Raw genomic sequence first — 18,602 nt, forward strand, 5'->3', positions numbered from 1 at the left:
CGGTGCGGAGGCCGGGTCCCGTCGGGCGCATTACCCTGGCGGCATGCCTGAGATCGCAGCCGCCGCCCCCGCCTCCGGGATCTCCCGGGGGATCCCCGCTCCTGCTCCGACCGGGTCCGGGGCGGTCGATCAGGCGATCGCGATCTGGAGCGCGCTCGCCGAGCTCGGGGTCACCGATGCGGTGCTCGCGCCGGGGTCCCGCAGCGCCCCGCTGGTCTACGGGCTCGCCGGCCCGCAGCTCGCGGGAGCGGTCCGTGCCCACGTGCGGATCGACGAGCGCGCCGCCGCCTTCACCGCGCTGGGCCTGTCCCGGTTCGACCCCGAGCATCCTGCGGTGGTGGTCACGACCTCCGGCACGGCGACCGCGCATCTGCACGCCGCGGTGATGGAGGCCCACCACTCGCGGATCCCGCTGATCGTGCTCACCGCGGACCGTCCGGCCGAGCTGCGGGACGTCGGCGCGAACCAGACCACACGGCAGGCGGGGATGTTCCGCTCCCTCGTGCGCCTGGACGCCGACCTCCCCGCCCCGACCGCCGAGGCCGCCACGGCCACCGAGCTGCGCACCGCGGTCTCGACGATGGCGCGGGCCGTCGCCGCCGCGACCGGCGAGCACCCCGGCCCCGTGCACGTGAACCTCTCCTTCCGGGACCCGCTCGTGCCCCGCCCGGACATGGACCCGGGCATGGACACGGACACGGACGCGCCGCCAGTGCAGGCTGCGCCCGCAGGGCAGGAGAGGTCCTCAGCGCAGCGCCCGCAGATCGTGCTCACCCGGCGGTCGCGCCCCTTGCCGCCGCAGCCCCATCCCGTCCCGATCTCCGCGCGCACCGTGGTGGTCGCGGGCGACGGGGCAGGAGCGGCCGCCCGCGAGCTCGCCGAACGCCATGCCCTGCCGCTGCTGGCCGAGCCGAGCTCCGGAGCGCATGCCGGCCCGTCCCTCATCCCCGGCTACCCGGCCCTCCTCGCGGAGGTCATGGCGGATCCTCAGCATCCGCTGCGCCCGGACCGCGCGATCGTGCTGGGGCATCCGACGCTCTCGCGGCCGGTGATCGGGCGCCTGCTGGGAGCTCCGGACGTGGACGTGGTGGTCGTGGACCCGCAGCTGGACTTCGCCGATGCGGCCCGCCGGGCACGGCTCGTGGTGCCTGCCGTGCACGGAGACGACGACGCCGACGGGGCAGAGCTCGAGCGGCGCCGGCAGCAGCTGGTGGCCTGGCAGAGGGCCGCCTCCCGGGTGACGGCTGAGCTGACGTCCACCTGGCAGCAGGAGGCGGCGCTCGCCGTCTGGGCGGCGACGGGGGAGGACGACCTCCTGGTGCTCGGCTCCTCGAGCCTCGTGCGCGACCTCGAACAGCATGCGGGGCCGACGGCGGGCCGGGTGATCGCGAACCGGGGACTCGCCGGGATCGACGGCACCACGTCCCTCGCCGGTGGGATCGCTCTGGCCCACCAGGAGGCAGGCCGCGGAGCCGGGCAGAGTGCCGAGCAGAGAGCTCAGCAGGAAACCGGTCGGGAAGCTGGGCAGGGAGCAGAGCCGGGAGCAGGACGGGTGCGGCTCCTGGTGGGGGACCTCACCGCGCTGCACGATCTCACCGGACTGGTCATCGGTCCGCTGGAGCAGGTTCCCGATCTCGATATCGTGATCGTCGACGACGGCGGTGGTCGGATCTTCTCCGGTCTCGAGCACGTCGCAGCGCCCCCTGAGCTGCTGCGACGCTTCTTCACCACCCCTCACGGCACGGACCTCGACGCGGCGGCGACGGCACTGGGGGCGACGTCCCGGACCGTCACCGGGGCCAGCCTGGGCACAGCTCTCGCACAGCGCGGCTCCGGCTTGCGGGTGTTCATTGTTCACCAGGAGATCAGCGCAGCGGCGCTGGAGCAGCAGGCGGAGGTGGACTCATGCACGACGTGAACGATGCGTACGACCCGTCCCGGAACGGTCAGAACGGCCAGAACGGCCAGCCCAGTCAGCACGGCCAGAACAGCCAGCACGGCCAGGCCGGTCAGCACGGCCAGGTCCCGCAGGACGGCCAGAACAGTCAGCACGGTCAGTCGGCACCGCACGGCCAACCCGAGCAGCCAGCCTGGCCCTGGGGCGCTGCGGGGCAGGGGGATGCCGGCTGGGCCGGGGCGAGCAGCGCCCCGGCCGGCACCGCGCAGGCGTACCCGGCCTACCCCGCCTACCCGTCCTCTGAGCCCTCCACCTCGCCCGTCCCGTCTGCCTCGTCGTCGGCCTTCTCCGCGCCCTCCGCCTACTCGGCTCCGTACGGACAGGATCCCTCCGCGGGCACGTCGGTGCCCCCGTCGGCGCCGGGCGCCGCCGGGCCACCGGCCCGGGCTCACGGACCGGGATGGGGCGGCGTGACGGGTCTGGTCGCCCTCGGCATGCTGGTCTCCGGTGGTCTGACCCTGGGCGGGGTGGTCGCCTATGACCAGCTCCTGGCCCCCCAGCCCGCCGCCACGAGCACTGCGCAGGCCGCTCCCGAGGAGCCCGCGCACCCGGCGTCGGTGTCCACGGTGGATGATCCTGATTGGGCCACGGTCGCCGACCAGGTCGCTCCCAGCGCCGTCGCGATCCAGGTGAGCACCGGCTCCGGGACGAGCCTGGGCACCGGGGTCGTCCTCGACGAGAAGGGCACGATCCTCACCAACAACCACGTCATCGACGGGGCGAAGACCGTCCAGGTCACCACCAGCGACGGACTCAGCTATGCCGCCTCCGTCGTCGGCGCCGATCCGACCACGGATCTCGCCGTGCTGCGTCTGGACTCTCCCCCCGACGATCTGCAACCGGCCACCTTCGCCGATTCCTCCTCCATCGCCGTGGGACAGCCCGTGATGGCGCTGGGCACCCCGCTGGGTCTCGAGAACACCGTCACCACCGGGATCGTCTCCGCGGTGGACCGGCCCGTGACAGCCACCGGCGAGGACCCGGGCGGCTCGGACACGACCTACACCTCCGCGATCCAGACCGACGCCGCGATCAATCCCGGCAACTCCGGTGGCCCGCTCGTGGACGCCGCCGGGCAGGTGATCGGGATCAACTCCTCCATCGCGGGGATCCCGAGCGCCTCCGGGCAGGCGGGAAGCATCGGGCTCGGCTTCGCGATCCCGTCGAACACCGCGACGCTCATCGCGGACCAGCTCCAGGAGGACGGCACAGCAGAGCACGCGTTCGTCGGGGTGACCAGCAGGGACGGGTCACAGCCCGTCGGCGACGTCGCCTATCACGGCGCCGAGGTGGTCGGCATCGAGCCCGACAGCCCGGCCGCTGCGGCAGGGCTGCGGGAGGGCGACCTGATCACCAAGATCGACGACACCCCCGTGGGCAGCGCGGCCGCGCTGACCGGCGTGGTGCGCGGTCTCCCCGTCGGGTCCGACCACACGCTCACCGTGGTGCGGGACCAGTCGGTGCAGAGCATCGACATCACCCTGGGCAGTCAGCCCACCTGAGCGCCGCCCGACGTCCCGGCCCGATCCGGATCGTCCTCCGCGGCCGGGGGCCGGGCTCGGGGGTCAGGCGCCGAGGAGAGGCTCGGGCGGGGTCTCCTCGATCTCGCTCGCCGTGGGCGTGCCGCGCAGGGCACGCAGCATCGGGCGGCACTTCGCGAGCACCTCGGCGTGCTCGGAGACCGGGTCCGAGGCGGCGACCAGGCCGCCGCCCGCCTGCAGCGTGACGACCCTCTGGGCGTTCAGGTGCGCCATCCGCAGGGCGATCGCCCACTGTCCGTCCCCGGCGGCATCCATCCAGCCCACCGGTGAGGCGTACCCGCCGCGGTCATGCGGCTCGAGGCGGGCGATGATCTCGTCGGCGGCCTCCCGCGGCGTCCCCGACACGGCGGCCGACGGATGCAGGCGGGACGCGACGTCCACACTGGTGGTCCCGGAGCGCAGGCGCGCGGAGACATCGGAGGCGAGGTGCTCCAGCCCGGGCAGCCGCAGCACGAAGGGTTCGGGGGAGACGTCGATGTCCTCGGCCAGCCCCGCGAGGCGCTCGACGACGGAATCCACGGCGAAGGCGTGCTCGGAGAGCTCCTTCGCGTCGGAGCGGAAGGCGCGACGATCCACCTCGTCGAGCTCGCCGTCGTCGGCGACCGGCCGCGTCCCGGCCAGCACCCGGGAGAAGACGCGCCCGGTCTCGGTCTGGGCGAGCATCTCGGGGCTCGCCCCGATCACGTCGTCGAGGTGGTAGACCCAGGTGCTCGGGTAGTCACGGGCGAGGTTGGCCAGCAGCACCGCCGGCTCGATGCGGTGCTCGGCCGTGACCGTGGTGCGCTCGGAGAGGACGACCTTCTCGGCGCGACCGGCGCGGATCTCCGTCACGGCCTCCTGGACCAGGGCCTGGTACTCGTCGGGCGTGTGGTCCGCCTCGACCTCCAGCTCGTCCGACGGGGACGGCTGGAGGGGCGTGGACGGGAACAGGTCGCGCCAGGACGTCGGGACCACCGGCTCCTCGTCCACACCCACCACCGTCAGGAACGACTCGCCGTCGTGCACGCCCAGCAGCGCGCTCGGCACCATCAGGCGGGAGCTCCGCTGCGAGGTGTCGGCGTAGGAGAAGCTGCCCAGCGCGATCAGACCGCTGGTGCGCGTGCGCACCTCGTCGTCCACCCGCGCGGCCGCGGCCACGGCCTGGAAGGCGGCGCTCGCCGCCGCGAACCGATGGGGCCCGATGGTCTGCACGCTCCAGGCGGTCCCGAGCGCGACCATCCCCTGGCCGTGGCGCAGCCAGGCACCGCTCACCGCCAGAGGGATATGGCCGAGGAGGTCGACGGTCTCGTCGAGGCGCAGGGTGCGCACGATCAGCGACGGCACGGCAGATGCCGTTCCACCGGACCCAGGGGTCTCGACGGACTCAGCGGGCTCGGCAGTCTCAGGGGGCAGGATCGGATCGGACATCCGTGTCATTATGCGACACCGGAGCGCCTCGCGCCGTGACCCGCGTCCCGTCCCGGGATGCATGATCGGGCGCCGCTGAAATGCGACCATGGACCGGCGCCCCCTCCGAGGTGGCGTCGGGCCGGAACCTGGGCCCGCTTCCCCGTCGTGACCCGCTCAAGGAGCAGTTCGTGAACAGCACCGGCGACAGCATCGCGACGCCTCTGGTCCGCGGCATGATCGCCGCCGCGCTCTCGCTCGGCACCGTGATCGCCCTCGTCGTCGTGCCCGCGCTGGCCGCTCAGGTCGCCGGAACGCGTTCCAGCGCGACCGCCCTGGATGCGATCATCATCGCCCTGAACGTCCTGGTCCTCGGCCATGGCGGCGGCATCGTGCTGAGCACCGGTGTCATCGACGGCGCCGTCACCCTCACCCCGTTCGGCCTGCTGGGGCTGCTGCTGCTCATCTCCATCCTGGGCATGCGCCGGGTGGGTCGAGCGCTGCAGCTCGTGCGGGATGACGGCGTGCTGCGCCTGCGCGCGCTCCGGGACGCCGGCAGTGCGCTCGGTGCCTACGCCGGGGTCTATGCGATCGGTATGGCGGTGCTCGCCGGGATCGGCCGCAGCACCGACTCCAGCCCCGTGGTGACCTCGGCGATCGTGTCCGGGGCGATGGTGGCGGTGCTCGGCGGCGTGCTGGGGATCCTGTGGTCCCTGCGTCGTGAGGCGACCTCCACCATTCCCGGGGTGCGGGTGCTCGAGCTGCTTCCCGCCCCGTTCGGCGACGTCGCTCGCTCCGTGCTCCTCGCGCTGGTCGGCCTGCTGGGCGTGGGCATGCTCCTGAGCGTCGTGATGATGGTCGTCTCCGTGCCCGAGCAGTCCTCCCTGTTCGACGCGCTCGATCCCGGGATCGTCGGGGGGATCGTCCTCACGCTCGTCCAGCTGGCGCTGCTGCCGCTGCTGGCGGTCTGGGCGCTCGTGGTCCTCCTCGGCGGCACGGTCGGGGTCGGGACCTCCTCCTCGATCTCGCTCGACGGCTCCGCGACGGGAGTGATGCCCGCGCTTCCGCTGCTGGGCGCGTTCCCCGGTCCCGGCGATTTCTCCGCCTGGCTCTGGCTGCTCCTGGTGGTGCCGGCCGTCCCGGTCGTTGTCGGCGCCCTGCGACTTGTCCGGGACGTCGAGGATCTGGAGCGGCGCGACCGGATCACGGCGTGGATCGCCTATCCCGTGGCGGTGGTGGTCGGCGTGCTGCTGCTCGCGGGGCTGTCGACCGGTGGCATCGGGGAGGGCCGTCTGGTGCATCTCGGTCCCCAGATGAGTTCCCTCATCCTCCCGCTGCTGGGCGTCGTCGTGGTCAGCACCGGCGTGGTGCTCGTGGCGCTCGCCTCACCGGTGGTGCCGTGGGTGCGCGCGCAGACCGCCGCGCTGCGGGCCCGGGTCGAGAGCGCTGAGAGCGCAGAGGGCTCGGAGGATGCAGAGTTCTCGGGTCGGTCCGGCAGGGGAGAGGCGTCAGGGGCGCGCGCGGACGAGGGGGCCGACGGCACCGCCGATGAGGTGTCCTCCGACGATGACCGTGCCGACGATGACCGTGCCGACGATGACCGTGCCGACGATGACCGTGCCGACGACGACCGTGCTGACGGCGACCGTGCTGGCGATGACGGCGACGGCGACGGTGACGAGGACGCCCACGCTGACGACGACCGCGCTGCTGGCGACGACCATGCTGCCGAGGGCGACCACGGCGGTCTTGATCCCGACAGCCGGACGACGGGGATCGACGGCGGCGTCAGCCGCCCATCAGGTCGCTGATCCAGCTCGCCATCGAGTCCTGGGCCTCCACGTCGCACTGCACACGTGCCTGCTCGGTGAGCGCGGTGGCGCGGCATTCCTCGATCTCCGCCATCGGGCCGTAGAACAGCAGGCTCAGGAAGGATCCCGCGGTGATCATCAAGGTGGCCGGCACGCCGATGATCAGCGAGATCACGGCCATGCCCGGGCGGCCCTGCCGGAACGCCTGCACCGCGAGCAGCACCAGCAGCACCAGGGCCACGAGAGCGCCGATCCCGGCGGCCAGGGAGAACGGCAGCGGGGTCAGGAGCAGCAGCCAGGAGGCGAGCATCGTCAGCAGCAGGGCGCGCACCAGTCGTCGGTGACGGGAGGCTGCATCGGTCCCGGAGGCTGTCGCCCCGGTCCCCTCGGTGTCGTGTTCGCTGCTCATCGTTCCTAGTGTGCCTGGTCCGCCTGGACGTCGTGCCTCTGGACGTCGCATCCCTGGACGCCGTGTCCCCGGATGCCTGGTGACTCTGGAGGTCTGCGATGCTCCGACTACGCTGAGGCGGTGACCCCCACCCCCATCGCCGTCCTCATCTCCGGTACCGGCTCGAACCTTGCCGCCCTTCTGCGCAGCAGCGAGGAGCCCTCGAGCCCCTTCGTCGTGGTCGGGGTGATCGCCGACCGTGACGCCTCCGGCCTCGAGCACGCCCGCGCCGCCGGGATCCCCACCGAGGTGATCCGCCTCGCAGACCACGCGGACCGCGCCGCCTGGGACCAGGCGCTCGCCGACTCCGTGGCCCGTCTCGAGCCGCAGCTGGTCGTGCTCGCCGGGTTCATGAAGCTCGTGGGCCCGCCCTTGCTGGAGGCGTTCGGCGGGCGCATCGTCAACACGCATCCAGCCCTGCTGCCCTCCTTCCCCGGTGCCCACGGGGTCCGTGACGCCCTCGCCCACGGGGTGAAGATCACCGGTGCGACTGTCATCGAGGTCGACGCCGGCGTCGACACCGGGCGCATCCTCGCCCAGGTCGCCGTCGAGGTCCGCGCCGAGGACACCGAGCATGATCTCCACGAACGGATCAAAGCCGTCGAGCAGCCCCTGCTCGTCGAGGTGGTCAGCGAGCTGACCGCTGACCGGCAGGACGGTTCCGCGACCGCGAGCTAAGCGTGAACTGACGGGGCGGGCGCTCGGTCGGGCACGGACCGCCGCCCTGTTGCGCGGTCGCGTGCGGACTGCCGCGGACCGCTGGGCGGAGCAGGCTCCCGCTGTCAGGGGCTCCCGGCTAGAATGGCCCCACACGACTGGCGAAGGTGGGCGACCACCGGGGAGTGACAACACGAGCATCGACCGCCTGGGTGCTCGACGCAAGGACCCGATCCGAACAGGAGCACGCCTCGTGACCACCACCCAGCGCCGCCCGATCCGCCGCGCCCTCATCTCCGTCTTCGACAAGACGGGGATCGTCGATCTCGCCCGCACCCTCTCCGAGAACGGCGTCGAGATCGTCTCGACCGGTTCCACCGGCTCGACCATCCGTGACGCCGGCATCGACGTCACCGACGTCGCGTCGGTGACCGGCTTCCCCGAGATGCTCGACGGCCGCGTCAAGACCCTCCACCCCCGTGTGCACGGCGGCCTGCTGGCCGATCAGCGCCTCGACAGCCACCGTGCGCAGCTCGCCGAGCACGGCATCGAGCCCTTCGACCTGGTCGTGGTGAACCTCTACCCGTTCAGCGAGACCGTCGGCGCCGGCGGCAGCTTCGACGAGATCATCGAGAAGATCGACATCGGCGGACCCTCCATGGTGCGCGGCGCCGCGAAGAACTTCGCCTCCGTCGCCGTGGTCGTGGATCCCGAGGTCTACCCGACGGCCGCCGAGGCCGCGGAGGCAGGCGGCTTCACCCTCGCCGAGCGCCAGGAGCTCGCCACCATCGCCTTCACCCGCACCGCCGAGTACGACGATGCGATCAGCGACTGGATGCTGGACCAGCTGCCCGAGGTCGAGGGGGACGACGAGACGGGCGACAGCTCGCAGGAGGACGACGCGCTGGATGCGGACGCCCCCCGGAGCATCCTCGACCTCAGCGACGAGGACGCCGCTCAGCTCGGCTTCACCGCCACGCTGCGCTACGGCGAGAACCCCCACCAGCGGGCCCGCCTGGCCGTGACCGACCCCGAGGTCCCCGGCATCGCCGGCGCCGAGCAGCTGGGCGGCAAGGCGATGAGCTACAACAACTACGTGGACGCCGACGCCGCCGTGCGCGCCGCCTTCGACCATGAGCGACCCTGCGTCGCAGTGGTCAAGCACAACAACCCCTGCGGCATCGCCGTGGCGGGCGAGGGCGAGGACATCGCCGTCGCCCATCTGCGCGCCCACGGCACCGACCCGCTGTCCGCGTACGGCGGCGTGATCGCCACCAACCGTCCCGTCACGCTCGCCATGGCCCAGCAGGTCAAGCCGATCTTCACCGAGGTCATCCTGGCCCCGGCCTACGAGGACGAGGCGCTCGAGCTGCTGCGCACCAAGAAGAACCTGCGGATCCTGCGCCTGGAGGGCGAGTACTCCCGCGAGGTCGAGATGCGCGAGATCTGGGGCGGCATGCTCGTCCAGGACTCCGACGCCGTCGACGCCGAGGGCGATGACCCCGCGAACTGGACCCTTGCCGCCGGGGACGCCGCCGACGAGGCGACCCTCGCGGACCTCGCCTTCGCCTGGCGCTCCGTGCGCGCGGTGAAGTCCAACGCGATCCTGCTCGCCGGGGACGGAGCCGCTGTGGGCATCGGAATGGGTCAGGTCAACCGCCTGGACTCCTGCCGCCTGGCCGTGTCCCGCGCGAACTCGCTGGGCGAGCACGCCGAGGGCGAGGCCGCTCCGGAGCGCGCCCGCGGCGCGGTCGCCGCGTCGGACGCCTTCTTCCCCTTCGCCGACGGCGCGCAGATCCTGCTCGACGCGGGCGTGCGGGCGATCGTGCAGCCCGGCGGCTCCATCCGCGACGAGGAGGTCATCGAGGCGTGCCGTGCCGCCGGTGCGACCCTCTACCTCACCGGTACCCGCCACTTCGCGCACTGAGCGCACCGGCCCGCCACGTCGCGCTCTGAGCGCTGAGCGGCCTGGACCGCCGCCCCGCGGCTCCCGGGAAGCTCGGCCGGCGGATCGTCTGCCGACGGATCACCGTCCGTCTGATCGCCGTCAGTCGGGTCTCCTGCACTCAGGCGACCCGACGGGCGGCCCGCCACGGCACCCGGCAGGTGCCGACCTCGGTCGAACGCCCCGCTGCCTCTGCGGACGCGGGGCGATCACCGCACCGTCAGCCGAGCGGTCGCCGTCCCGTCAGCCGAGAGGCATCTCCAGCACGACACATCGGGCCGGCGTTCACCGGCTCGACACCCCGGCCCTCTAGAGTTGGGGCCATACACCAGCGTGACGCCCGAAGGAGTGGCCGTGAGAATCCCCGACAACCAGAGCCTGCGCGAGTACATCGAGCATCTGCGCGAGGAGGGCTACTCGGTCAAGGACGGGCATACCCCGGACCCGGACCTGATCGACCCTCAGGGCAACCCCGTGTACACCTGGCAGGAGGGGTACCCGTACGAGACGCGCATGGATCGCGACGAGTACGAGCGCGAGAAGTACAAGCTCCAGGTGGAGCTGCTGAAGTACCAGTACTGGCTCGAGGACAACGACCAGAAGTCGATCATCATCTTCGAGGGACGCGATGCCGCCGGCAAGGGCGGCACCATCAAGCGCTTCACCGAGCATCTGAACCCCCGCACCGCTCGTGTGGTCGCGCTGAACAAGCCCAGCGACCGCGAGCGCGGCCAGTGGTATTTCCAGCGCTACATCCAGCACCTGCCCACCGAGGGCGAGATGGTGCTGTTCGACCGGTCCTGGTACAACCGCGCCGGCGTGGAGCGGGTGATGGGCTTCGCCTCCCCGGAGGAGTACGAGACGTTCATGAACCAGGTGCCCTACTTCGAGCGGATGCTCGTGGACTCCGGCATCTTCGTCACCAAGTTCTGGTTCTCCGTGTCCCAGAAGGAGCAGCGCACCCGCTTCGCGATCCGTCAGCTGGACCCGGTGCGCCGCTGGAAGCTCTCCCCGATGGACCTCGAGTCCCTCGACCGCTGGGAGTCGTACACGCAGGCCAAGGAGGAGATGTTCCGCCGCACGGACAAGAAGTACGCGCCGTGGACGATCATCCGCTCCAACGACAAGAAGCGGGCGCGGCTGAACGCGATGCGCTACTTCCTCTCCCAGTTCGAGTACGAGGACAAGGACCACGAGGTCGTCGGCGTCCCCGATCCGAAGCTCGTCATGCGCGGCAAGATGGAAGAGGCCGACGAGTGAGCTGACGCTCCTCGAGTCGAGCCAAGCGGAGCCGAGCGGAGCCGAGCCGAGCGGGGCCAAGCGGAGCCGAGCCAAGCCGAGCCAAGCCGAGCCGAGCCAAGCCGAGCCAAGCGGAGCCGAGCCAAGCGGAGCCGAGCTTGGTTCCGTAACCGCATCCGCAGTCGCGGCCGTCGCGGATTCCTCGGATTCGTGGCGCTGGTGGGCCGTTTCGAGGGAATCGGTGACTCGTGGGGTGGCGGTGTCCCGGTTGCGTCGCGGACGGCGCCGGATTCCTCGGGTTCGTGGCGCTGGTGGGCCGTTTCGGGGGAATCGGAAGGCTGCCTGTCCTGGACGAGACGACTGCCGATCTCGGACGAGACGACTGCCGATCTTGGACGAGACGGCGGCCCGTCCTGCACGAGAGGCGCCCCTCATCGTCCGACTCGGAGGATGAGGGGCGCCGTGTCCGGATTTCGAGGGCGCGCTCAGCCCTCGGTGTCGGGCTCGAGGGGGAGCCGCGTGATCTCCCCGGAGTCCAGCCATTCGTTCGACAGATCGGGCATGGTGCCGGTGGGGGTCGCGCGATGCGGGCTGGTCATCGACTCGGGGGAGAGCAGCGACTTGAGCCGGCTCTCGTCCAGCAGGCCCCGCTCGAGCACCAGGTCGGCGACCGGGCGACCGGTCTCCAGAGCCGTCGAGGCGACGTCGGTGGCGGCGGCGTAGCCGATCACCGGCACCAGCGCGGTGACCACGCCGATCGAGCGGCGCAGGTTGTCCTCCAGGGTGTCCTCGTTCAACGTGATCCCGGCGATGCAGCGATCGGCCAGGGTGTTCATCGCCCGCGTCATGATGCGGGTGGACTCGAGGATGTTGAAGGCGATCACCGGCTCGAAGGCGTTCAGCTGCAGCTGGCCGCCCTCCGCGGCGAAGGCCACCGTGAGGTCGTTGCCGATGACCTCGAAGGCGACCTGGTTGACGACCTCGGGGATCACCGGGTTCACCTTGCCCGGCATGATCGAGCTGCCCGGCTGCACCGCGGGCAGGTTGATCTCGTGGAAGCCGGCCCGAGGGCCGGAGGAGAGCAGCCGCAGGTCGTTGCAGATCTTCGAGATCTTGACGGCGATGCGGCGCAGGATCCCTGAGAAGGTCACGAAGGCGCCGGTGTCGCTGGTGGCCTCGACCAGATCGGCGGAGACCACGAAATCGATCCCGGTGAGGTCGGAGAGCTCCTGGGTGGCGAGCTGTGCGTAGCGGGGATCGGTGGTGATGCCGGTACCGATCGCGGTCGCCCCGAGGTTGATCTCCTGGAACGCGGCCGCGGTTCGGGTGAGGCGCACGACGTCCTCCTCGATGGTGGTGGCCCAGGCGTTGAACTCCTGGCCCACGGTCATCGGGACCGCGTCCTGCATCTGCGTACGGCCCATCTTCAGCACCCGGGAGTACTCCGCGCCCTTGGCGCGGAGAGTGGTGATCAGGTGGTCCATCGACTCCACCAGCGCCGGGAAGGTCAGCAGGATCCCCAGGCGCAGGGACGTGGGGTACACGTCGTTCGTGGACTGCGCGAGATTGACGTGGTTGTTGGGGTGCAGGTGCTCGTACTCGCCCTTCTGCCTGCCCAGGATCTCCAGTCCGCGGTTGGCGATCACCTCGTTGGCGTTCATGTTGGTGCTGGTGCCGGCACCTCCCTGGATCATGTCCACGACGAAGTGCTCGTGGAGCTCGCCGCCGACGATCTCCGTGCAGGCCTGCTCGATGGCTGCCGCCCGCTCGTCGTCGAGTGCGCCGAGCCCGTGATTGGCGCGGGCCGTGGCCCGCTTGACCTGGGCCAGCGCCTCGATCAAACGCGGGAAGTGGCTCAGGGGAAGGTCCGTGATGTGGAAGTTCTCCTGCGCGCGCAGGGTCTGGATGCCGTAATAGGCGTCGGCGGGGACGTCGCGGTCGCCGAGCAGATCATGCTCGGAACGGGTCGCGGTGCCGGGCGTCGAACCGGGGCTGGTCATGTGAAGGAGTCCTCCAGGTCGCTCTGATGGCCGACGTCGTTGCCGGCCACGGCCAGCGTAGCCGGGACCGACCCGTAGCATGGGCCCCGTGCCCGATGAACGATCGCCCTTCTCCGTCGGCGCGGCCTGCCGACGCCAGGTCGTGCTGGTGCTGACGCTGCCCGCCGTCGCGGCGATCATCATCACGGGGATCGTGGTGGGTGCGCCGCTGGCAGGGCTCCTGTTCGCGGTGCTGCTGGGCCTGCTCGCACTGCTCCGCGCCGTGCTGCCGGTCCGGGCGGTCGGAGCCCTCGCGGTACGGTCCCGGGGCGTGGACGCCGGGGTGCTCGCACTGCTGGCGATCGGCCTGGGTGTGCTGTCCGTCTCGCCCAATCTCTGAGGCACCCCCTCTGAGGCACCCCCTCTGAGGCGCCCCCGGACCCCTTCCGCAGGGCCCTTTCGGACACCACTCCAGGCCCCGACGCCACCCCTCCGCGACGCCTCGAAGGCCCCCGTGCGACCTCGTCGGTTGTCGTCTCGGGCCCCTGCCGCGGAGTGTGACGAGTGCCAGGTCGCCGAGCGCTGTTTTCCATGATCCCCCGTGTGGCACGATCATCTCGTGCCCACCGATTCCATCCGGCTCCATGCCGTGTTCGACCTCGCCATGAGGATCGGAGAAGGCCTGCTCACGAACGGAGCGGCCGCCTCCGAGGTGACGGCGACCGTTCTGCGGATCACCAGCTCGTCGGGACTGCGCAACGTCTCCGTGCAGGTGACCTTCGACGAAGTCGTCATCTCGTACCTCGAGGACGAGGGGGCCACCCCGTTCACGAGAGTGCGCTCCGCCGCGGCACGCGTCCAGGACTTCGCCCGTCTGGCGGCCTATGAGGACATCACGCACGGCTATATCTCCGGCGAGTTCCCGCTCGAGGAGGCCCGACGGATGGCGGGCGCCGTGGTCCAGTCGCCCCCGTTGTACAAACTCCCGCTGGTGGTGCTCGGCTTCGCCGTGATGGGCGGCTCCGCGGCGCTCAGCTTCGGAGCGGGATCCCTCGTGGTGGTCGCCGCGACGTTCGCGGCGGGACTGCTGATCGCCTCCGGGGAGTTCCTGGCCCGCAAGCACATCCCGCCCTTCTACGGACAGGCGATCGGCGGCTTCCTCGCCGTGGGTGCCGCACTGGCCGTGCACCTCATCAACCCGGCCGTGAACTCCTCGATCGTCGTGGTCTCCTGCATCATCGTGCAGCTGTGCGGCCTCTCCTCGATCGCCGCGGTGCAGGACGCCGTGACCGGCTGGTACGTGACCGCAGCCGGCCGCATCCTGGAGACTCTCATGCTCACCGTGGGCCTCGTCGCCGGGGTGCGGGGCGGAATGCTGCTGGCCGAAGCGATCGGCGCGGACATCTCCGTGAGCGCCTCGATCCCGATCTCCCTGATCACCGTGCTGTGGGTGGTGGTCTCCGGCATCGGGATGGGGATCGGCTTCGGCGTGGGCACCCAGGTGCCGTGGAAGGTGCTCCCCTGGATGGCGCTGGTCGCGCTGATCTCGGCGCTGATCTCCCACCTCGTCACCGGGCTGTTCATGGAGCGTCTGTACGCGGTGACGCTCGCCGGGCTCTTCACCGGGCTGATCGCGGTGGTGCTCGGGGACCGCCTGCGGGTGCCGACCCTGCTCTTCGTGATGGGCGGGATCATCCCGCTGGTGCCCGGCAGCCTCATCTACCGGGGACTCCTGGGGCTGGGGGACGACGTCAGCTCCGGCGCCAGCGAGTTGTTCGGGGCGGGTGAGATCGCCGTGGGCATCGCCGCCGGAGCCGTGCTCGGCCAGCTGCTGGCCTCGCGCATCCTGCCGTACTTCCGCCGCAGCGACATCGCCTACACCCCGAGCATCTCCCTGCCGTTCACCACGCTGCGCCGTCGTCGGCTCACGATGGGATCGCGCAGCTTCCGGCGTCGCACCGGCACTCCGGTGGTCGAGCCGTCTACGATGACGGGCGAGATGACAGCGCTGTCGCCCGCCCTCTTCGACGAGCTCGATGACCTCGACCCTCCGTCGGACGGCTAGGGACCGCGAACCGATCCCGAGGAGACCCCATGAGCACATCCGCACTGATCGCCGCCGGCGGCTATTCACGCAGCGGCAGCGGCCGCGGCCCGGGGCTCGAGCTGCTGAGGCTCACCACGGGCCACGACGCAGGCGGTCCTTCCGGCACGGCGCCGACCGTGGAGCGGCTCGCCACGGTCGATCTGCCGGATCCGTCCTTCGTGCTCTGGAGCGCCGACGGCTCTCTGCTCTACGCGGTGCTGGAGACGTCCCCGACGCGAGTCGTCGCCGTCCGGATCACGGCCGACGGCTCCTCGGCGGAGATCGTCGGTGACCTCGCGCTGGACGGATCGGGCGGCTGTCACTTGGCTCCGGGGCGCAGCGCGGGGACCCTGCTGGTCGCCGACTACGGCTCGGGCACCGTGGAGACCGTGCGCCTGGACGACGACGGTGTGCCGGTCGAGCTCATCGACGTCGACGACCACCACGACCGCAGCGAGGGGCAGGATCCCCACCCGCACCAGGTGGTCGCCCTGCCCGGCACCGAGGCGCTGGCGGTGCCGGATCTCGGCCTGGACCGCGTGTTCCTCTACCGGCAGGACTCGGCCGGCCAGATGGGCCTGACCGGCGAGATCCCTCTGAGCAGGGGGAGCGGGCCTCGGCATCTCGCGCCGGACCACGAGTCCGAGCAGCTGCACATCTCCTGCGAGCTCTCCGGGATGGTGGCCACGGCGGCACGACGGTCCGTGGAGACCTCGCGCACGGCACCGACCGCGCTGAACGGAACCGCGCTGAGCTGGAGCGTGCGCTCCATGATCCCGGCCAGCGGCCGGGAGGGGGACAACGCGCTCTCCCATATCGAGCTCGCCGACGATGACGGGATGCTGCTGGTCGCCAACCGCGGACCGGACACGATCTCCCTGCTGTCGCTGACGATGATGCGACCGCAGATCGTCGCCGAGATCGAGGTGGGTGCCCATCCCCGCCACTTCACGCAGCTGGGAGATCTGGTCCTGGTGGCGGCCCAGGAGGGCGATCGCATCGATGTGCTGCGGCGGAAGGACGAGACTCTCTCGATCGCCGCGGACCCGATCCCCGCCCCGTCGGTGTCCTGCCTCGCCGTGCGTCCCTGAGGTCCCGCTGGTTCCTGGCGCGGCTCCGCCGCCCGTCCTGAAGAACTGATCTGCGCTCTTGTCGCGCTGACGGTTAGACTCGCTGACGCCGTGCCGGATGTTGCCATGGGGCTCTGCCCCGTGCGCCGGCCTTCGACCGTTCGGGAGGAACACCATGACCACTGCCGCAGACGCCGGCGCCGCCGCAGACACCGGACGCTCTGGCGCCCCGGTCACCGCGACCCCTGCCGTGACGCTGTCCTCGGCGCCGGATCGCGGTGAGGCCGCCGAGCGAGTCGAGTCGCTGTTCGCCGAGTCGTTCGGCTACGCCCCCGACGGTGTGTGGTCCGCCCCGGGACGCGTGAACATCATCGGCGAGCACGTCGACTACCAGGACGGCCTGTGCCTGCCGATGGCGATCTCCCATCGGTGCTTCGCGGCCGCCGCGCGCACGCCCACCGACCTCGTCCGCCTGCGGTCCGCCCAGGACGACCAGGTCCTGGAGATCCATGCCGGCGACCTCGAGCCCGGGGCCGTCGACGGCTGGCCCGCGTATGTGGCCGGGGTGCTGTGGGCGCTGCGGGCGCACATCTCCGGTGCCACCACCCAGGGCATGGACATCATGATCGACGGCCAGGTGCCGCTCGGCGCCGGGCTCTCCAGCTCCGCCGCTCTCGAGTGCTCCGCGGCGGAGGCGATCGAGGCCCTGCTGTCGCTGGGCACCACGCCTCTTCAGCGGGTCCGCGCCGCGATCACGGCCGAGACCGACTTCGCCGGTGCCTCGACCGGAGGGTTGGACCAGTCCGCCTCGGTGCTCTCGCGCGCCGGGCATGCGCTGTTCCTGGACTGCCGCGACTTCTCGACCCGCGCGGTCCCGTGGGACCTCGCCTCCCAGGGACTCGCGCTGCTGATCACCGATACCCGCGCCGAGCACTCCCACGTCGATGGCGAGTACACGGCCCGACGGGCAGACAGCGAGCGCGCCGCCGCCGCCCTGGGCGTGGCGACGCTCCGCGACGCGGATGCCGCCCAGCTCGACACGCTGCCGGCGAGCCTGGAGGACGAGGTCGTGCGCCGACGTGCCCGCCACGCGATCAGCGAGATCCAGCGGGTGAAGGACTTCGATGCACTGCTCGCCGCGGGCACCGTGCGGGATAACGTCCGGGAGCTCGGGGACCTGCTGAACGCCTCGCACGATTCGCTGCGCGACGACTACGAGGTGACCGTCCCTCAGCTCGACACGGCGGTCGACGCCGCACGCCAGGCGGGTGCCCACGGCGCCCGCATGACCGGTGGTGGCTTCGGTGGCTCCACGATCGCCCTCGTCGAGGCGGACCAGGCGGAGCACGTGGCCACGGCCATCGCCGCCGCCTTCTCCGAGCGCGGGTTCACGGCGCCGGAGTTCTTCCTCGCCCTGCCGTCGGAGGGTGCTGGACAGGACCGCTGAGCCAGTCCTCCACGCCGGCCAGGAGCCGGTGCTTCGTCGTCTCGTCCGCGGCGGAGATCCTGATCGAGGAGGCGGCGAGGCCCGCGAGCTCGGCATCGCTGAAGCCGATGGCCCGTGCGGTCTCGTACTGGTCCACCAGGCGTGATCCGAACAGCAGCGGATCGTCGGCGCCGAGCGCGATCTGGGCGCCGGCGTCGACCAGCTGGCGCAGCGGGATGTCGGCGGGGTCGGCGACCACACCGAGCGAGGCGTTGGAGGCGGGGCACACCTCGAGCCCGATGCCGGCCTCCACGATCCGGTCCAGCAGCTCCGGGTCGTCGGCCGCGCGCACCCCGTGCCCGAGCCGGGTCGGCGCCAGATGCTCCACGACGTCCTCGACGTGGGTCGGGCCCAGCAGCTCGCCCCCGTGCGGGACCGAGAGCAGTCCGGCCCGACGGGCGATCGTGAAGGCTGGCCCGTACTCGGCGGTCACGCCGCGGCGCTCGTCGTTGGACAGGCCGAAGCCGATGACGCGGCCCGCATGCCGGGCCGCGAGGCGCGCGAGGGTCCGGGCATCGAGCGGATGTCGTGTCCGGGAAGCGGCGACGATGAGGCCGATGCTCACACCGGTCTCCGCCTCGGAGCGCGTCGCCTGGTCCACGACGATCTCGAGGGCAGGGGTGAGCCCGCCGACGAAGGGTGCATAGCTGGTCGGGTCGACCTGCAGCTCGAGCCGTCCGGAGCCCTCCGCCGCATCGTCGAGCGCCGCCTCGTGGACGATGCGCCGCATCGCCGATTCGGAGTCGACCACGGCGCGCGCCGCGTCGTACTGCCGCTGGAAGCGGAACCAGCCGCGCCGCGTCGGCTCCACCTGCAGGGCGACGTCGTCGGTGAGGGACCGCGGCAGCCGGATGCCCCGCTCCTCGGCGAGCTGACGCAGCGTCGACGGGCGCATCGACCCCGTGAAGTGCAGGTGGAGATGCGCCTTGGGCAGCGCCGCGAGGTCACGGCCAGGGCTCGCCGGGAAGGCGGAGCTCATCGTGGTGTCACCTCGCGC

The 18,602-nt window shown here is 71.5% G+C and carries 14 protein-coding genes and 1 riboswitch; of the genes, 10 read left to right on the plus strand and 4 right to left on the minus strand.

The features are described from left to right. The first annotated feature begins 43 nt into the window (after positions 1 to 43). Both menD and ABD093_RS16340 read left to right on the plus strand, forming a co-directional pair. A complete protein-coding gene (gene menD, locus ABD093_RS16335) occupies positions 44 to 1,918 on the plus strand; it encodes a 2-succinyl-5-enolpyruvyl-6-hydroxy-3-cyclohexene-1-carboxylic-acid synthase (protein ID WP_343925850.1) in 1,875 nt (624 codons plus the stop codon). Next, positions 1,906 to 3,459 carry a trypsin-like peptidase domain-containing protein gene (locus ABD093_RS16340; protein ID WP_343925851.1) on the plus strand — a complete coding sequence of 518 codons (1,554 nt, stop codon included), beginning with the start codon at positions 1,906 to 1,908 and terminating at the stop codon, positions 3,457 to 3,459. Before menD ends, ABD093_RS16340 begins: the two co-directional genes overlap by 13 nt. Before the next feature lie 63 nt (positions 3,460 to 3,522). Here ABD093_RS16340 and ABD093_RS16345 read toward each other — a convergent pair whose 3' ends face one another. Next, positions 3,523 to 4,905, minus strand: coding sequence for an isochorismate synthase (locus ABD093_RS16345; RefSeq protein ID WP_343925852.1), 1,383 nt, complete (start codon positions 4,903 to 4,905; stop codon positions 3,523 to 3,525). A gap of 170 nt (positions 4,906 to 5,075) precedes the next feature. Here ABD093_RS16345 and ABD093_RS16350 point away from each other — a divergent pair, with 170 nt between their 5' ends. Beyond that, positions 5,076 to 6,695 carry a cell division protein PerM gene (locus ABD093_RS16350; protein WP_343925853.1) on the plus strand — a complete coding sequence of 540 codons (1,620 nt, stop codon included), beginning with the start codon at positions 5,076 to 5,078 and terminating at the stop codon, positions 6,693 to 6,695. Here the strand turns inward: ABD093_RS16350 and ABD093_RS16355 are convergent. Then, positions 6,673 to 7,104, minus strand: coding sequence for a hypothetical protein (locus tag ABD093_RS16355; RefSeq protein WP_343925855.1), 432 nt, complete (start codon positions 7,102 to 7,104; stop codon positions 6,673 to 6,675). The two genes, ABD093_RS16350 and ABD093_RS16355, sit on opposite strands and share 23 nt — an antisense overlap. A gap of 120 nt (positions 7,105 to 7,224) precedes the next feature. On the opposite strand from ABD093_RS16355, the gene purN reads away from it, so the two are divergent. The 3 genes from purN to ppk2 all read left to right on the plus strand — a co-directional run bounded on the left by purN (position 7,225) and on the right by ppk2 (position 11,005). Continuing rightward, positions 7,225 to 7,821 carry a phosphoribosylglycinamide formyltransferase gene (gene purN, locus ABD093_RS16360; protein ID WP_343925857.1) on the plus strand — a complete coding sequence of 199 codons (597 nt, stop codon included), beginning with the start codon at positions 7,225 to 7,227 and terminating at the stop codon, positions 7,819 to 7,821. A 123-nt stretch (positions 7,822 to 7,944) separates the two neighbouring features. After that, positions 7,945 to 8,021: riboswitch (ZMP/ZTP riboswitch) on the plus strand. Positions 8,022 to 8,053: 32 nt separating this feature from the next. Beyond that, on the plus strand, positions 8,054 to 9,727 hold the full coding sequence (gene purH / locus ABD093_RS16365; RefSeq protein ID WP_193116765.1) for a bifunctional phosphoribosylaminoimidazolecarboxamide formyltransferase/IMP cyclohydrolase: 1,674 nt from the start codon (positions 8,054 to 8,056) through the stop codon (positions 9,725 to 9,727). Between the two features lie 372 nt (positions 9,728 to 10,099). Continuing rightward, entirely contained in the window at positions 10,100 to 11,005 is a 906-nt protein-coding gene (ppk2, locus tag ABD093_RS16370) for a polyphosphate kinase 2 (RefSeq protein ID WP_193116766.1), read from the plus strand. Positions 11,006 to 11,469: 464 nt separating this feature from the next. On the opposite strand, the gene ABD093_RS16375 is transcribed toward ppk2, so the two are convergent. Continuing rightward, on the minus strand, positions 11,470 to 12,984 hold the full coding sequence (locus ABD093_RS16375; RefSeq protein ID WP_193116767.1) for an aspartate ammonia-lyase: 1,515 nt from the start codon (positions 12,982 to 12,984) through the stop codon (positions 11,470 to 11,472). A gap of 79 nt (positions 12,985 to 13,063) precedes the next feature. Between ABD093_RS16375 and ABD093_RS16380 the strand changes: the two genes are divergently transcribed. The 4 genes from ABD093_RS16380 (at position 13,064) to galK (ending at position 17,566) form a co-directional block, all read left to right on the plus strand. Continuing rightward, positions 13,064 to 13,363, plus strand: a complete 300-nt coding sequence (locus ABD093_RS16380; RefSeq protein ID WP_193116768.1) for a DUF3017 domain-containing protein — start codon at positions 13,064 to 13,066, stop codon at positions 13,361 to 13,363. A gap of 219 nt (positions 13,364 to 13,582) precedes the next feature. Further along, the gene (locus ABD093_RS16385; protein WP_193116769.1) at positions 13,583 to 15,028 is read left to right on the plus strand and encodes a threonine/serine exporter family protein; all 1,446 of its coding nucleotides are present in this window, start codon (positions 13,583 to 13,585) and stop codon (positions 15,026 to 15,028) included. A gap of 29 nt (positions 15,029 to 15,057) precedes the next feature. After that, a complete protein-coding gene (locus ABD093_RS16390) occupies positions 15,058 to 16,140 on the plus strand; it encodes a lactonase family protein (protein ID WP_343925860.1) in 1,083 nt (360 codons plus the stop codon). A gap of 154 nt (positions 16,141 to 16,294) precedes the next feature. After that, positions 16,295 to 17,566, plus strand: coding sequence for a galactokinase (galK, locus tag ABD093_RS16395; protein WP_343925862.1), 1,272 nt, complete (start codon positions 16,295 to 16,297; stop codon positions 17,564 to 17,566). Here galK and ABD093_RS16400 read toward each other — a convergent pair. Next, complete coding sequence (locus ABD093_RS16400; protein ID WP_193116772.1) at positions 17,508 to 18,584, minus strand: adenosine deaminase; 1,077 nt, start codon at positions 18,582 to 18,584, stop codon at positions 17,508 to 17,510. The genes galK and ABD093_RS16400 overlap by 59 nt on opposite strands. Positions 18,585 to 18,602: the final 18 nt, after the last annotated feature.

It is taken from the genome of Brachybacterium tyrofermentans (assembly GCF_039526165.1).
GTDB lineage: Bacteria > Actinomycetota > Actinomycetes > Actinomycetales > Dermabacteraceae > Brachybacterium > Brachybacterium tyrofermentans.

Bases quoted from the DNA above. Each gene is read 5' to 3' on its own strand.
- ABD093_RS16340 (WP_343925851.1), top strand. From the start codon at position 1,906: ATGCACGACGTGAACGATGCGTACGACCCGTCCCGGAACGGTCAGAAC.
- ABD093_RS16355 (WP_343925855.1), bottom strand. From the start codon at position 7,104: ATGAGCAGCGAACACGACACCGAGGGGACCGGGGCGACAGCCTCCGGG.
- ABD093_RS16345 (WP_343925852.1), bottom strand. From the start codon at position 4,905: ATGTCCGATCCGATCCTGCCCCCTGAGACTGCCGAGCCCGCTGAGTCC.
- ABD093_RS16390 (WP_343925860.1), top strand. From the start codon at position 15,058: ATGAGCACATCCGCACTGATCGCCGCCGGCGGCTATTCACGCAGCGGC.
- ABD093_RS16375 (WP_193116767.1), bottom strand. From the start codon at position 12,984: ATGACCAGCCCCGGTTCGACGCCCGGCACCGCGACCCGTTCCGAGCAT.
- menD (WP_343925850.1), top strand. From the start codon at position 44: ATGCCTGAGATCGCAGCCGCCGCCCCCGCCTCCGGGATCTCCCGGGGG.
- ABD093_RS16380 (WP_193116768.1), top strand. From the start codon at position 13,064: ATGGGCCCCGTGCCCGATGAACGATCGCCCTTCTCCGTCGGCGCGGCC.
- galK (WP_343925862.1), top strand. From the start codon at position 16,295: ATGACCACTGCCGCAGACGCCGGCGCCGCCGCAGACACCGGACGCTCT.
- ABD093_RS16400 (WP_193116772.1), bottom strand. From the start codon at position 18,584: ATGAGCTCCGCCTTCCCGGCGAGCCCTGGCCGTGACCTCGCGGCGCTG.